The 14,271-nt window shown below is 69.6% G+C and carries 15 protein-coding genes, 1 tRNA gene and 1 other RNA gene; 9 read left to right on the forward strand and 8 right to left on the reverse strand.

Annotated features, from left to right (window positions below):
* Nucleotides 1-8 precede the first annotated feature (8 nt).
* The 4 genes from rnpB to ABD736_RS02610 all read right to left on the reverse strand — a co-directional run bounded on the left by rnpB (nucleotide 9) and on the right by ABD736_RS02610 (nucleotide 2,999).
* An RNA gene (gene rnpB, locus ABD736_RS02595) (RNase P RNA component class A) lies at nucleotides 9-381 on the reverse strand.
* A 43-nt stretch (nucleotides 382-424) separates the two neighbouring features.
* Nucleotides 425-1,153 carry a zinc ribbon domain-containing protein gene (locus ABD736_RS02600; RefSeq protein WP_344790176.1) on the reverse strand — a complete coding sequence of 243 codons (729 nt, stop codon included), beginning with the start codon at nucleotides 1,151-1,153 and terminating at the stop codon, nucleotides 425-427.
* A 12-nt stretch (nucleotides 1,154-1,165) separates the two neighbouring features.
* Nucleotides 1,166-1,984 (reverse strand): Nif3-like dinuclear metal center hexameric protein, encoded by an 819-nt coding sequence (locus tag ABD736_RS02605; RefSeq protein WP_344790177.1) that lies wholly within the window; start codon nucleotides 1,982-1,984, stop codon nucleotides 1,166-1,168.
* A gap of 10 nt (nucleotides 1,985-1,994) precedes the next feature.
* The gene (locus ABD736_RS02610) at nucleotides 1,995-2,999 is read right to left on the reverse strand and encodes a hypothetical protein (protein WP_344790178.1); all 1,005 of its coding nucleotides are present in this window, start codon (nucleotides 2,997-2,999) and stop codon (nucleotides 1,995-1,997) included.
* Between the two features lie 73 nt (nucleotides 3,000-3,072).
* On the opposite strand from ABD736_RS02610, the gene ABD736_RS02615 reads away from it, so the two are divergent.
* The 5 genes from ABD736_RS02615 (at nucleotide 3,073) to ABD736_RS02635 (ending at nucleotide 7,374) form a co-directional block, all read left to right on the forward strand.
* Nucleotides 3,073-3,903: a thymidylate synthase gene (locus tag ABD736_RS02615; protein ID WP_344790179.1), complete on the forward strand. Its 831-nt coding sequence runs from the start codon at nucleotides 3,073-3,075 to the stop codon at nucleotides 3,901-3,903.
* Nucleotides 3,900-4,418, forward strand: a complete 519-nt coding sequence (locus tag ABD736_RS02620; RefSeq protein WP_344790180.1) for a dihydrofolate reductase — start codon at nucleotides 3,900-3,902, stop codon at nucleotides 4,416-4,418. Before ABD736_RS02615 ends, ABD736_RS02620 begins: the two co-directional genes overlap by 4 nt.
* Before the next feature lie 152 nt (nucleotides 4,419-4,570).
* Nucleotides 4,571-5,440 carry a universal stress protein gene (locus ABD736_RS02625; RefSeq protein ID WP_344790181.1) on the forward strand — a complete coding sequence of 290 codons (870 nt, stop codon included), beginning with the start codon at nucleotides 4,571-4,573 and terminating at the stop codon, nucleotides 5,438-5,440.
* A gap of 6 nt (nucleotides 5,441-5,446) precedes the next feature.
* Nucleotides 5,447-6,163 (forward strand): HEAT repeat domain-containing protein, encoded by a 717-nt coding sequence (locus tag ABD736_RS02630; protein ID WP_344790182.1) that lies wholly within the window; start codon nucleotides 5,447-5,449, stop codon nucleotides 6,161-6,163.
* Between the two features lie 20 nt (nucleotides 6,164-6,183).
* A complete protein-coding gene (locus ABD736_RS02635; RefSeq protein WP_344790183.1) occupies nucleotides 6,184-7,374 on the forward strand; it encodes a glycoside hydrolase family 3 N-terminal domain-containing protein in 1,191 nt (396 codons plus the stop codon).
* A 4-nt stretch (nucleotides 7,375-7,378) separates the two neighbouring features.
* On the opposite strand, the gene ABD736_RS02640 is transcribed toward ABD736_RS02635, so the two are convergent.
* Nucleotides 7,379-7,451 (reverse strand) — tRNA-Val (locus tag ABD736_RS02640).
* Between the two features lie 21 nt (nucleotides 7,452-7,472).
* Nucleotides 7,473-7,829 (reverse strand): TraR/DksA family transcriptional regulator, encoded by a 357-nt coding sequence (locus ABD736_RS02645; protein WP_344790184.1) that lies wholly within the window; start codon nucleotides 7,827-7,829, stop codon nucleotides 7,473-7,475.
* Nucleotides 7,830-7,941: 112 nt separating this feature from the next.
* Here ABD736_RS02645 and ABD736_RS02650 point away from each other — a divergent pair, with 112 nt between their 5' ends.
* A complete protein-coding gene (locus ABD736_RS02650) occupies nucleotides 7,942-8,232 on the forward strand; it encodes a Fe-S cluster assembly protein HesB (protein ID WP_344790185.1) in 291 nt (96 codons plus the stop codon).
* Here ABD736_RS02650 and ABD736_RS02655 read toward each other — a convergent pair.
* Complete coding sequence (locus ABD736_RS02655; RefSeq protein WP_344790186.1) at nucleotides 8,229-8,759, reverse strand: DUF302 domain-containing protein; 531 nt, start codon at nucleotides 8,757-8,759, stop codon at nucleotides 8,229-8,231. The genes ABD736_RS02650 and ABD736_RS02655 overlap by 4 nt on opposite strands.
* Before the next feature lie 27 nt (nucleotides 8,760-8,786).
* Here ABD736_RS02655 and ABD736_RS02660 point away from each other — a divergent pair, with 27 nt between their 5' ends.
* On the forward strand, nucleotides 8,787-9,689 hold the full coding sequence (locus tag ABD736_RS02660) for an aminoglycoside phosphotransferase family protein (protein WP_344790187.1): 903 nt from the start codon (nucleotides 8,787-8,789) through the stop codon (nucleotides 9,687-9,689).
* Between the two features lie 3 nt (nucleotides 9,690-9,692).
* Here ABD736_RS02660 and ABD736_RS02665 read toward each other — a convergent pair whose 3' ends face one another.
* Nucleotides 9,693-10,175, reverse strand: coding sequence for a peroxiredoxin (locus ABD736_RS02665; RefSeq protein ID WP_344790188.1), 483 nt, complete (start codon nucleotides 10,173-10,175; stop codon nucleotides 9,693-9,695).
* Nucleotides 10,176-10,312: 137 nt separating this feature from the next.
* Between ABD736_RS02665 and aceE the strand changes: the two genes are divergently transcribed.
* Both aceE and ABD736_RS02675 read left to right on the forward strand, forming a co-directional pair.
* Nucleotides 10,313-13,045, forward strand: coding sequence for a pyruvate dehydrogenase (acetyl-transferring), homodimeric type (gene aceE, locus ABD736_RS02670; RefSeq protein WP_344790189.1), 2,733 nt, complete (start codon nucleotides 10,313-10,315; stop codon nucleotides 13,043-13,045).
* Nucleotides 13,046-13,049: 4 nt separating this feature from the next.
* Nucleotides 13,050-14,258: a PucR family transcriptional regulator gene (locus ABD736_RS02675; RefSeq protein WP_344790190.1), complete on the forward strand. Its 1,209-nt coding sequence runs from the start codon at nucleotides 13,050-13,052 to the stop codon at nucleotides 14,256-14,258.
* The last annotated feature ends 13 nt before the right edge of the window (nucleotides 14,259-14,271 follow it).

The raw sequence follows: 14,271 nt of genomic DNA on the forward strand, positions 1-14,271 counted from the left end.
CTGAACGGGGAATGGGCCGGCTGATACGCCGGGTTCTGTTCGGACCTGCGGTGAAGCGTGGTCCTGGACGGCCATCTCTCTCGGCGACACGTTGCCGTGCCGCTCCAGCGGTCTACCCGGGGACGAGACGAGCAGCCTCATGGTCCCCTGTCTGACCTTGCTCCGGGCGAGGTTTGCCGAGCCGGCCGGGTCACCCCGGTCGCTGGTGGGCTCTTACCCCACCGTTTCACCCTTACCGCGCGGCCTGAGCCGCGTGGCGGTCTGTTCTCTGTGGCACTGTCTCGCGGGTTGCCCCGGGTGGGTGTTACCCACCGCCCTGCTCTGCGGAGCCCGGACGTTCCTCGGCAGCCCGAAGGCTGACGCGACCGTCTTGCCGACCCATTCCTGACCTGGAGTCTACCGGCGGCGGGTGATCAGCGAGCGCTTACGAGTTCTCGTCCCTGACCAGGATCGCGCCGGAATCGCTGTCGATCAGCACCTCGTCCGGGTCGGCTGCACGGACCGCCGCAAGGTCGCTCGGCGCCAGCGTCAGGTTCGTGCCGAGGTTCACTCCCCCGCGCACGGCAGCGGCGCCGACGCCGTAGCGCGCCCGCTGACGCTCATACAGATCGAGCAGCTCCTGCGGAATCCCCTGCGCGACCACCATGCGGTCGGCTGCCGCGTCATCCCGCTCGCGCTCGAAGCGCGCGATCTCGGCGTCGCGCGCCGCAGTGAGCGAGTCGACGGATGCCGCAAGCTGCTCCTGCTCCGCGCGGATGCCCGCAACTTCCTGCTCGGCGGCCTCTGCCCGCTCCATGACCTCCAGCTCGGCATCCTCGAGTGTCGAGCGGCGCCGCTGCAGCGAAGCGATTTCGGCTTCGAGGCCCTCGATGTCCTTGGCGGACGACGAGGCCTGAAGCCGCTCGGTGTCGCGCGTCAGCCGCTGCTGCACGACCGCGATGTCCGACTCGAGGCGCTGCTGCTCAGCCTTGGCGTCCTCGAGACGGCCCGTCGCCTCGACGAGGCGCGCCCGCAGCTGCTCGGCCTGCGGCTTGAGCTCGTCGAGTTGCTTGGCCTGGGGCAGATTCTTCAGGCTGTGGGCGACCCGGGTGAGCCGATTGTCGTTCTCCTGCAGCCGAAGCAGCTCCTTCTGATGCGCGGGGGATGCTTTCATCTGTCTCTTTCTCTACTGCACGATCGCGAAGTCCCACGGGTCCGTGCGGACCTCGCTGACGGTGACGGATGCCTCGGGCAGCGCCTGCCGCAGCTGGGTGGCGGCGCGCTCGAGCCACAGCCATTCGCTCGCCCAGTGCGAGACGTCGATCAGCGCGGGGCCGGCGCCGAGCAGATGCTGCTCGCGGGCTTCCGAGGCGGGGTGGTGCCGAAGATCTGCGGTGAGGTAGACGTCTGCAGCGACGACGGCCGGGTCGGAGAGCAGCGAGTCGCCCGCTCCCCCGCAGACGGCGACGGTCTGCACGGGGAGATCGTAGGAGCCCGCGACGCGGACTCCTCCCGCCGTCGGGGGAAGCACGTCAGCGACCGCGCGTGCGAGGCGGCCGAGGCTGGTGGCATCCGCCAGCCTCCCCACGCGGCCGAGCCCTGTGCCCTCCGCGGCCGACGGCACGATCGGCCGGGTGTCGATGAGACCCAGCTTCTCGGCGAGCACCGCGCTCGTGCCGTCTGCGACGACGTCGGCGTTGGTGTGGGCGGCGAGCAGCGCCGTGTTCGAGCGGATGAGCTTCGCGAGCACCGAGCCCTTGTAGTGCGTCTCGGCGACCGATTTCACGCCGAACATGAGCAACGGGTGATGGGCGATGACGAGGTCGGCACCCGCGGCGATCGCGTCGTCGAGAGACTCCGCGACGGCATCCACCACGAGGTGGATCGAGGCGACCGACTGCGTGGGTGATCCGCTCACGAGACCCGGTGCGTCCCAGCCCTCCGCACCCGAAACAGGCCACAGTCGCTCGGCGACGGCGAGGACGTCGGACAGGGCGTACGGCATGCCTGCCAGCCTACCGGCGGCCGAACGGCCAGAACCGGCGCTTGCGCGGGGGCTCCTCGGGCGCGGGCGGCACCTCCGGCTCGGGCTCGGGAGTGGACGCGTGCACGGGGACTGGCACGGGCACGGGCGTCGCCTCTGGCCGCGGCTCCGGTTCCGCCAACGGTGCCCGCGGTGTGTCAGCGAGGTCGTCGATGCCGTCGAGCTCGTCGTCGATCGGCTGTGCCGCGGCAGTCGGCGATTCGGGCTCCGCTGCCGGTGCTACGTCGGGCGCGGGCTGGACAGGCGCGGCCTCCGCCTCTCGGTCTGGCTCTGGCACGGGTTCGGGCTGCCGCTCCGGCTCGGGCGCCGCCCGGTCGGCCGAGAACACGGCGAACACCTTGGTCGAGACATCGGTGTACTCCGGCGCCGGAGTCGTGTCGATGGCAGCGGCGGTGGCCTCCGGGTCGATCCACGGGCTGAAGCCGGGCGCGGGGTCGAGCGGGACCACCGGGGGTATCGACCAGTCGATGCCGGATGCTTCGCCCGCGCCTTCTGGAGCGGGGGCACCGGCGGGCTCAGCTGCTTCAGCCTCGACCACAGGCCCGGGCTCAGCGTGCTCTCTCGCCGCGGCCTCGGGCGAGGCATCCGGCCCAGCCTCAGCCTCTACGTCAGCCTTCACCTCGACAGCCGGCCGTGCCCGCTCAAGCCGCGCGGCATGCGCGGCGAGCAAATCGGGCGTGACCACGGGAATCTGTCCGGTGCGCTGGATCAGCAGCTGCTCGAGCTCGTCCATGGCGCCGAGGGTGTCGCCGGTGCGGTCGAACTTGCGGGTGATCGCGGTGACCTCTGGGTCTTCGTCCTCATGGTCGACTTCGGCATCTGCGCGCGGATCGTCGTGCGGCACCGGAATCGGAACGCTGTGGCGACCGGCGGCGAACGGGGCGAAATGGCTCTCGAGCGCGGCGGCGAGTGCGTCGTCGCTCGTGGCAGCGTCGCCGGTGTGCGACACGCCGTCCCCGTTGTCGCCTTTTCGCACGTGACCAGCCTATCGGCACCGCCTTGAAGCGGACCGTGCGGATCGGTCCGTCACCAGGCCCGGGGTGCGTGGCATGCGCCGTAACCTTGGTCTCGTGGGTGCGCTGATCGAGACTCCGTATGAAGACCTGCTCCGCGACGTCATGGCGACGGGAGCGCACAAGAGCGATCGCACCGGCACGGGCACGCGCAGCGTGTTCGGCCGCCAGCTGCGCTTCGACCTCGCCCAAGGGTTCCCGCTGATCACGACGAAGCGCGTGCACTTCAAGTCGATCGCCTATGAGCTGCTGTGGTTCCTCAAGGGCGACAGCAATGTGCAGTGGTTGCGCGACCACGGGGTCACCATCTGGGATGAATGGGCGGATGCCTCGGGCGACCTCGGCCCCGTGTACGGCGTGCAGTGGCGGTCGTGGCCGACGCCCGACGGTCGCCACATCGACCAGATCTCTCAGGTCATCGAGCAGCTCAAGACGAACCCCGATTCCCGTCGCATCATCGTGAGCGCCTGGAACGTGGGCGAACTCGACCGGATGGCGCTCATGCCGTGCCACGCGCTCTTTCAGTTCTATGTCGCCGACGGGAAGCTCAGCTGCCAGCTCTACCAGCGCAGCGCCGACCTGTTCCTCGGTGTGCCGTTCAACATCGCGAGCTACGCGCTGCTGACGCGCATGGTCGCGCAGCAGACGGGGCTCGAGCTCGGCGACTTCGTGTGGACCGGCGGTGACTGCCACATCTATGACAACCACGTCGAGCAGGTCACCGAGCAGCTGACGCGCGACCCCTACCCGTACCCCACACTCAAGCTGCGCCGGAAGCCGGAGTCGATCTTCGATTACGAGTACGAGGACTTCGAGGTCGTCGGCTATCAGCACCACCCGGCGATCCGCGCCGCCGTCGCGGTATGAGCGAGGCGCAGCCGGCGCGGGCGCGGCTCGCACTGATCTGGGCGCAGACGACCACCGGTGTCATCGGTGGCGAGGGTGACATCCCCTGGCACATCCCCGGTGAGCAGCGCCGATTCAAAGAGCTGACGACGGGCGGCACCGTGATCATGGGCCGCAAGACCTGGGAGTCTCTTCCCGAGCGCGTCCGCCCGCTTCCAGGTCGCGACAACGTCGTCGTCACGCGAAGTCTCGACTACCGCGCCCCGGGTGCACGCGTCGTGCACTCCGTGGACGAGGCGCTGGCGGCCGCCGACCCGGCGAAGCAGGCGTGGTGCATGGGCGGCGGCGAGCTCTATGCCCAGATGATCGCCCTCGCCGACCGTCTCGAGGTCACCGAGGTCGACCTCGACGCTCCCGGCGACGCGTTCGCGCCCACCATCGGGCAGGACTGGCGCCAGGCCTCCGCAGACCCGGAATCGGGCTGGCACGAGAGCCCGGAAGGGCTCCGCTATCGGTTCCTGAGCTACTTGCGGTAGCTCGACGCGCCCAGCGAGATCGCGGCCATGAGGCCGATGACACCACCGACCAGGGCGATGACACCGACGACGGACCAGAGCACTGCTTCGACCATGTCACCAGTATCTCAGACACCTTGACGGGAGCGGTCGCACGGCGGTTGAGTGACGACATGTCGGATGCTGCGGGGAAGCGCGTTTACGAGGTCGACGAGGTCATTCTGGGCTGGAAGCCCGCGGAGTCGGCGGATGCCGCCCTTGAGTGGGTGCTGCAACGCATCGACAGGCTGGCGGCTCCCCTGACTCTGCTGACCGTCCTCGACGCGAAGAAGAACTACGACGAAGACAAGTTGGCGAAGTTCAAGAGCGACACCGAGGCGGTGGCGGCGGACATCCGCGCGAAGCATCCCTCGATCACCGTGAACACGCAGATCGTCGAAGGCGACGCGCCGCAGATTCTGGCAGGGCTCACCAGCCCCGAGAAGCTCGTGGTCGTCGGCACGGATCGCCGGCGCGGGCTGTCGCTGCGCTACGCGTTCTCGTTCGGTGCGCGGCTCGCGGCGCGGGCGCACGGCCCCGTGGCGCTCATCCCCCACGGCGACAACGAACCGGGCGTCGGAGTGGTCGTCGGCGTCGACGGCACGCCCTCGTCGCTCGCGGCGGCGCGCGTCGCGGCGCGCATCGCCCTCGCGCGCGGCGGCGAGGAGCTCGTGGTCGTCCACGTCTGGCAGGAGCCGACGCCGTGGCAGGACGCCTACCTGCCGCCCGACGACGGCTTCCTCGAGTCGCTGCAGAAGGTGCACCAGGACGTCCTCGACGAGTCGGTGGCGCAGTTCGCCGAGGACTGGCCGGAGCTCGTCATCACCAAGAAGCTCGTGCACGGCCTCGCACCATGGGGCCTGCTCGATCAGGCGGCGCGCGGCTCGCTGCTCGTGGTGGGCACGCGCTCGTCGCGCGGCATCCAGCGCTTCTTCCTCGGATCCGTCAGCCACACCGTCGTGCTCAACCTCGAAGGGCCGACGATCGTCGTTCCCCAGAAGTAGCTCGCCATGACGGCGCGCACCGATGCCCAGGACGACATCATCTCGATGCGGCACAAGCCGCTGCACCTGCTCAAATATCTCGACGAGAACTCGTGGCTTCCGGGGCCGCGGGCGAATCTGACGCTGGTGGATGCCTTCGCCGACGTCGCGCCAGAAGAGATCATCTGGCAGCTGTGCGGCTCGCCCGACGAGTTCCGGCGGCTGTGCGGCGCAGCGGCGCTTGGGCGCCTGCACCTCGAGCGGCCTGACGACCCCGCCGTCGTCGCACGCCTCACCGAGCTCGCCGCCGACGACAACTGGCGGGTCCGCGAGGGGGTCGCGATGGCGCTGCAGCGCGTCGGCGACGCGTCCCCTCAACTGCTGCTGAAGCTGATCGACGGATTCCTCACCGGGCCCTCGCGCGTCGTGCGCGCCGCCGTCGCGGGAATCTGCGAGCCGCGGCTGCTGCGCGACCCCGCCATGGCCGATGCGGCTCTCGACGCCTGCGTGCGTGCAACCGCTCGGCTGCACGCAGTGCCGTTCGATCAGCGGCGGCACGACGACGTGCGCACTCTGCGCCAGGCGCTCGGCTACTGCTGGAGTGTCGCGATCGCCGCCGCGCCCGAGCGAGGGCTTGAGCTGTGGCGAGAGCTCGAAGGGCGCGCGGCGGGCGATGTCGACCTCACCTGGATCGTCAACGAGAACCGCATGAAGGCCCGGCTGCAACGCGTGCTGCGGAGTTGAACACCATCTACTATCGGCGGATGAAACTGCGGGTCCGCGCGGCCTCAGCCGTCGTCGTCTCGGCCGCCCTGGCGCTGACGTTGAGCGCGTGCGGTGCCGCTTCGCGGCCTACCCGCACCGCCATCTCCAGGCCGTCGGCGTCGAGCGTGTCGCCCACTGCGACGGGGACCACGACTTCAACTCCGACTCCCGACCCGGTCGCCGCGCTCAGCCTCGAGCAGCGGGTCGGGCAGCTCTTCCTGGCCGGCACCCCGGCCACCGCCGCCGCCCCCGGAACGCTCGCCGATGTGGCGAGGCTGCACGTCGGGGGCGTGTTCCTCTCAGGGCAGTCGACCGCAGGCGCCGCCGGCGACGCCGCGCTCGTCTCGCGGTTCACGGCGGCCGACCACGACGGCATTCCGCTGCTCATCGCGACGGACCAGGAAGGCGGCCTCGTGCAGCGTCTCGCCGGCCCCGGCTTCTCCACGATTCCCGCGGCGCTCACGCAGGCGAACGAGCAGCCGCAGCAGCTGCAGGCGGATGCCGCGCGCTGGGGGCGCCAGCTGAGGGCGGCCGGCATCGACATGAACCTGGCGCCCGTTGCCGACGTCGTGGACTCGCCGCAGCAGGCTCAGGCGAATCCGCCGATCGGCCGGCTTCGGCGCGAGTACGGCTACGCGCAGGCATCCGTTCTGCCGCACGCCCGCGCCTTCGCGGAGGGCATGCTGGCGGCCGGCGTCGTTCCCGTGGCGAAGCATTTCCCGGGTCTCGGCGCCGTCACCGCCAACACCGACTACTCGTCGCGCGTCACGGACCCCACGACCTCGGCGCTCAGCCCGTCGGTCGCCGTGTTCAGGGGCATGATCGACGACGGTGCGCCGGCGATCATGCTGTCGAGCGCGATCTATTCGAAGATCGCGCCGGGCACGCCCGCGCCGTTCGCCCCTGCCGTCGTGACCGGGCTACTGCGTACGAAGCTCGGATTCTCGGGTGTGGTGATGAGCGACGACGTGTCCGCGACGGCGCAGCTTTCGGCCTGGACTCCCCAGCAGCGCGCGATCCTGGCGATCCAGGCCGGCGTCGACATCGTGCTGGTGTCGGCGGCGCCGGAGCAGGCGCCCGCCATGATCGCCGCCGTCATCGCCAAGGCGCGCACCGACCCCGCCTTCGCCGCGCAGGTCGACGCTGCGTGCGGCCGGGTGCTCGCGCTCAAGCAGCGCTACCTGAAGTGAGGAGTGGGCCCTGCCGGGCTCGAACCGACGACACCTGCGGTGTAAACGCAGTGCTCTACCAACTGAGCTAAAGGCCCTCGAGTCGAGTCTACGGGCGGCTACCGGCGCGACGTGCGCTCGGCGCACACGATGCAGAGCTCGGCCGTCGGGCGCGCCTCGAGGCGGCCCGGCGCGATGGGCCGGCCGCAGTTCACGCAGATTCCGTAGGTCCCCGCTGCCAGGCGACCGAGGGCGGCATCGGTCGCCGCGAGCTCGGCCTGCGTTTCCCGGCGGATGCCTGCGAGTCGCGACCACTCGCCGGAGACCGGTGCCCCGTCGGGGTCGTGCTCGTCATCGTTGTTCGCGTCGCGCAGCTCGCCGAGCGAGGCGAGCGTCGCCAAGAGCTCTGCGTCGCGCGCAGTCAGCTCGTCGCGCCTGCGGCGAAGCATCCGTTCATATTCGATCGAATCGGTCATCTCGACACATTCTCGACCTGGCAATCTCCGCAATGTCCCCCAAATGGGGTTGAGGCGCGCCTTCCGATGCAGAAACGTGGCTCAGACCTGAACGCCAGCGGAAGGAAGCGCAATGCTCACCCTGACTGAGAACGCCAGCACTGTGGTCAAGTCCCTCGCCTCGCGAGGGGGCACCAGCGAAGACGCGGGCCTGCGCATCAGCAGCGCCGCGCCGGATTCCCGTGAGTACGCGGTTGAGGTCGCCCCTCAGCCTGCGGACGCCGACACTGTTCTCGAGAGCGATGGTGCACGTGTCTTCCTCGACGCGAACGCCGCCCTCTCGCTCGACGACAAGGTGCTCGACGCCGACGTCAGCGAGCAGGGGAACGTGAGGTTCTCCATCGCCGAGCAGCAGGCCGTCTAGCGCCTGAGAGCTGCAGGCCTCGGCAGTCCGAGGTCTTCCACGAGGTCACCCAGAGCCCGGTCCAGTTCGGCACCGGCCTGGGTGACCTTGTTGGTTTCGAAGCTGCGCAGCCGCGCGCTCGGCACCTCGAACGCGAGCACCGTGCCGGCGTCTGCGGCGGCGTGCGCCTCGATGCGCAGCGGGCTATAGAGCATGGTCGCCGGGTCGTGCCGGAACAGCCGGGCCGCAATGGCGTAGTTGACGATGAGCCACACGGCACTGGGGCGGCCGCTTCCCGCCGCGCTCATGAGCTGCCCGGGGTGCGACGACCAGACACGCACGAAGCCGCTCGGCGCTTCCCAGGCGAGGCCACGGGTGAAGGCCCGCCAGTCGCCGTCTTCCGCCAGGCGAGTGAGCGCGGCGGCATCCGACAGCTCGGGCACAGCGTTCTCGAACGCTGCAGCGAGAGCCTCGAACCGGGCGTTCGTGACCAGCTCCACGCGGCGAGCCTGATAGTCGGCCCAGCGCTCGTCCGCCTCGTAGCTCATCGCTCCATCCTTGCGTAGCGTCGAGGTATGACGGATGTCTCCCCCACCCGCGACCAGCTGATCTGGGTGCTGCAGCTCGTCGGCGGCGACGGCATCGCCGACGTCACGCCGCTGAAGCTGGGCGGCTCGCCATGGCTCGTTCGCTGGACCGGCGGCGACGGGGGCGGCCGTGCCGTGCTGCACCTCGGCGATCGCACGGATGCCGAGCGGCAGGCCCGGGCCGAGACTGCGATGCCCATCGCCGACCAGCACGGCGTACCCGTGCCGGACGTGCTCGGATCAAGGCTCGACGACGAGTCGGCGATGCTGCTCATCGAGTGGATCGACGGGCGCAGCACGCGGCCCGTCGAACCCGACGTCGAGCGCATCGAGGCGCTCGGGGCGATGGCCGCCGTGATCTTCCGCGCCAACCTCGGCGGAGTTCGGCTCGCCGAGGTGACGCGGCCGATCGACGGGGTCGACTTCGCCGCCATGCGCGCAGCCCACCCTCACCCGCTGCTCGACGAGGCCGCGAGACGGCTCGACGGCGCGCCGCCCGAGGGGCCCACGGGCCTGGTGCACGGCGACCTCTGGTCTGGCAACGCGCTGTGGAACGGCGACGACCTGGTCGCTGTCATCGACTGGGACTGCGCGGGTGTCGGCCCGGCCGGCGTCGACCTCGGCTCGCTGCGCCTCGACGCCGCGCTGGCCTGGGGGCCTGAGGCCGCGGAGCACGTGCTGGCGGGGTGGGAGCGCGAGGCCGGCGAGCGCGCCGCAGATGTCGCCTACTGGGACGCTGTCGCGGCGGTCAACACCCCGCCGGACCTGGGCTGGTTCGTCGAGGGCACCGTCGACGCGCTGGGCCGCCCCGACCTGACGCGTGAGCTCATGGTCCAGCGCCGCGACGCCTTCCTGAGGGATGCGCTGCAGCGCCTGGACGCTGAGCGCTGAGCTTCAGGCGCTGAGCGCTCGGCGCGTGGCGAGCTTGTCGAGGGCGTCGCGGTATGCCGCGAGCGGGCGCGCCTCGCCAGGGGCGGAGATGAAGCTGGCTCGGATCACACCGCCTTCGTCGATCACGAAGGTGGCGCGGTTGGCGAAGCCCCGCTCGTCGAGGAACACCCCGTAGTCCTTGGCGACCGCCCCGTGCGGCCAGAAGTCGGCCAGCAGGGGGAATCCGTAGTCCTGGGCTTCAGCCCAGGCGCGCAGCGCCCACTTCGAGTCGACCGAGACGCCGATCAGCTCGACAGAGGCGTCTTGGAAGATGGCGAGGTTGTCGCGCAGCTCGCACAGCTCTCCCGTGCACGTCCCAGAGAACGCGAGCGGGAAGAAGACGAGGGCCACGGCCTTCTTGCCGCGGAAATCGCTCAGCCTGACCGGCTCGCCGAACTGATTGGGAAGCTCGAAATCGGGGGCCTGGGTGTCGTTCTCCAAAGCCATGCGCACAGCCTATGCCTGCGACCCGGCCTGGGCGCCAGCACGTCGCGCGCACTACTAGGCTGATCGTCGGCGCCGTGTCGTGAACCGACAATCGTGCGCCCGGCACAGGTACTGACCGGCACAAGAAAGAGGTCGAAGTGACTGTTAACCACCAGGATCCGTATTCGGTGACAAGCGTCGATTCGGACCCCGAGGAGACCGCCGAATGGCGTGAGTCCCTCGATGGACTGGTGAAGAGCGCGGGCCCCGAGCGCGCGCGCGAGATCATGGTCAGCCTGCTCGGCCGCTCCAAGGAACTCCACCTCGGTGTGCCGCAGGTCCCCACCACCGACTACATCAACACCATCTCCGCCGAGGACGAGCCCGACTTCCCCGGCGACGAAGAGATCGAGCGCCGGTACCGCCGTTGGATGCGCTGGAACGCCGCGATCATGGTGCACCGGGCGCAGCGCCCCGGCGTCGCGGTCGGCGGCCACATCTCGAGCTACGCGTCCTACGCGTCGCTGTGGGAGGTCGGCTTCAACCACTTCTTCCGCGGCCAGGACGACCCCTCCGGCGGCGACCAGCTCTTCCTTCAGGGCCACTCGAGCCCCGGCGCATACGCGCGTGCGTTCCTCGAGGGCCGCCTGACCGAGCAGCAGCTCGACGGTTTCCGACAGGAGAAGTCGCGGGCCCCCTATGGGCTGCCCTCCTACCCGCACCCGCGCATGCTGCCCGAATTCTGGCAGTTCCCGACGGTGTCGATGGGTCTCGGCCCGATCAACGCCATCTACCAGGCATCCTTCAACCGCTATCTCGCCAACCGCGGCATCAAGGACACTGCCGACTCGCACGTCTGGGCGTTCCTCGGCGACGGCGAGATGGATGAGATCGAGTCGCGCGGCCAGCTGCAGCTCGCTGCGAACGAGGGCCTCGACAACCTCACCTTCGTCGTCAACTGCAACCTGCAGCGCCTCGACGGCCCGGTGCGCGGCAACGGCAAGATCATCCAGGAGCTCGAGAGCTACTTCCGCGGCGCCGGCTGGAACGTCATCAAGCTCATCTGGGGCCGCGAGTGGGACGACCTGATCGCCCGCGACACCGAGGGCGCGCTGCTGAACCTCTTCAACAACACGCCTGACGGCGACTTCCAGACCTACAAGGCCGAGAACGGCGCCTACGTGCGTGAGAACTTCTTCGGTCGCGATCCGCGCGCACTCGAGCTCGTCAAGAACTACAGCGACGAGCAGATCTGGGCGCTCAAGCGCGGCGGTCACGACTACCGCAAGATCTACTCGGCGTACAAGGCGGCGGTCGAGCACAAGGGCCAGCCGACGGTCATCCTGGCGCACACCATCAAGGGCTACGGCCTCGGCCCGCACTTCGAGGGCCGCAACGCGACCCACCAGATGAAGAAGCTGACGCTCGAAGACCTGAAGCTCTTCCGCGACACGCTCGACATCCCGCTGACCGACGCGCAGCTCAACGAGGGCGACCACTGGCTGCCCCCGTACTACAACCCGGGCCCCGACGACGAGTCGATCCAGTACCTGCACGAGCGTCGCCGCGCGCTCGGCGGCTACCTGCCCGAGCGCCGTTCGAAGTACGTGCAGCTCGAGCTGCCCGACGACAAGGCCTACGCGATCGCGAAGCGCGGCTCCGGCCAGCAGGAGGTCGCCACCACGATGGCGTTCGTCCGCCTGCTCAAGGACCTCCTGCGCGACAAGAACTGGGGCCCGCGCATCGTCCCGATCATTCCGGACGAGGCGCGCACCTTCGGCATGGACGCGTTCTTCCCGAACGCGAAGATCTACAACCCGCGCGGCCAGCACTACACCTCGGTCGACCGCGAGCTGCTGCTGTCGTACAAGGAGAGCCCGCAGGGCCAGCTGTACCACGTGGGCATCAACGAGGCCGGCGCGACCGCCGCGTTCACCGCCTTCGGCACGTCGTACTCGACGCACGGCGAGCCGCTGGTGCCGGTCTACATCTTCTATTCGATGTTCGGGTTCCAGCGCACGGCGGACGCCTTCTGGGCAGCCGGCGACCAGCTCGCACGCGGCTTCGTGATCGGCGCCACCGCGGGCCGCACCACGCTGACCGGCGAGGGCACGCAGCACATGGACGGCCACTCGCCCATGATCGCGGCCACCAACCCGGCGGTCGTGACCTACGACCCCGCCTACGGCTACGAGATCGGGCACATCATCCGCTCGGGGCTCGAGCGCATGTACGGCGGCGCGCACCCCGACCCGAACGTGATGTACTACATCACCGTCTACAACGAGCCGATCGTGCAGCCCGCAGAGCCCGAGAACCTCGACGTCGACGGCGTCGTCAAGGGCATCTACAAGCTGAAGGACGGGGCGGCCGACAAGGCGGTCAAGGCGCAGCTGCTGGCATCCGGTGTCGCCATGCCGTGGGCACTTGAAGCGCAGCAGATCCTCGCCGACGAGTGGAACGTGTCCGCCGACGTGTGGTCCGTGACCAGCTGGAACGAGCTGCGCCGCGACGGCCTGGCCGCAGAGGAGCACAACTTCCTGCACCCGGAAGAGCCCGCTCAGGTGCCGTACGTCACGCAGAAGCTGTCGGGCGCTGAAGGCCCGATCGTCGCGGTCACCGACTTCACGCACGCGGTGCCCGACCAGATCCGCCAGTTCGTGCCGAACCGATTCGCGACACTCGGCGCCGACGAGTTCGGCTTCGCCGACACCCGTGCGGCGGCGCGCCGGTACTTCCACATCGACAGCCACTCGGTCGTCGTCCGCACCCTCGAGCAGCTCGCCGCTGAGGGCAAGGTCGACCCGTCGCTGCCGCTGCAGGCGATCCAGCGCTACGAGCTGTTCAACGTGAACGCCGGCACCTCTGGCAACGCCGGCGGTGACGCATAGAGTGGTGCGGCGCACCAAGGAAGAGACCCTCGTCTGGCTTCGCAAGATCTCAGGCGAGCTCTCCAGCGCGACACTGAAGCGGCTGGAGGACACGCTCCCCTGGTTCGGCAAGATGCCGCCTGGCCGCCGCTCGGCGGTCGGGCTGGTGGCACAGGCCGGCATCACCTCGTTCATCGACTGGTTCGAGGACCCGACCGCGACGCCGTGGGTGGCCTCTGACGTCTTCGGCTCGGCGCCGCGCGAGCTGCTGCGCTCGATCAGCCTGCAGCAGACGCTGCAGCTGATCCGCGTCGTGGTCTCGGTCGTCGAGGACAGGGCGAAGGACGGCGGCGAGATCCTGCGCGACGCGATCCTCATCTACTCGCGTGAGATCGCGTTCGCCTCGGCGGATGTCTACGCCAGGGCCGCCGAGTCTCGCGGCCTCTGGGACGCGAGACTCGAGGCCCTCGTCGTCGACTCGATCCTCACCGGCGAGTACGACGACGAGCTGCCGAGCCGCATCGCCGCCCTCGGCTGGCACGGGCACGGCGAGGTCAGCGTGCTCGTCGGCACCGCACCGCGCATGCTCGACGTCGACCAGATCCGCCGCACGGCGCGCCACCTGCGCGCGGACGTGCTGATCGGAGTTCAGGGCAGCCGCCTCGTCGTGGTCATCGGCCGGGCAGGCAACCCGCAGCACAGCGACGACGAAGATGCCGCGCCGACCCCCGAGCCGATCGGGTTCCTCGAGATCGCCACGCAGCTCGAGCCCAATTTCGGGCCGGGATTCCTCGTGCTGGGGCACGCGGTGCCGAGCATCGTCGACGCGTCCAAGAGCGCCAAGGCGGCGCTGGCCGGCTTCGCCGTGGCGAAGGCGTGGCGCAACTGCCCGCGCCCCGTGCACGCCGATGACCTGCTGCCCGAGCGCGCCTTCGCCGGCGACCCGCTCGCCCGCTCGACCCTCGTCGGCCGCATCTACCAGCCGCTCAAGGCGCACTCCCCCGAGCTGCTCAACACGCTGTGGAGCTACCTCGACAACGGCCGCAGCCTCGAGGCGACGGCGCGCGAGCTGTTCGTGCACCCGAACACGGTGCGCTACCGCCTCAAGCGCGTCGGCGACGTCATCGGGTGGGACGCGACCGGAGCACGCGAGGCACTCATACTGCAGTCGGCCCTCATCATCGGCGCGATCGCCGAACCCGACGGCAACAACCGGCGTCGCGGCCTGCGTTAGTAGAGGTTCGTTT

This window comes from Gryllotalpicola daejeonensis (genome assembly GCF_039538145.1).
Classification (GTDB): Bacteria; Actinomycetota; Actinomycetes; order Actinomycetales; family Microbacteriaceae; genus Gryllotalpicola; species Gryllotalpicola daejeonensis.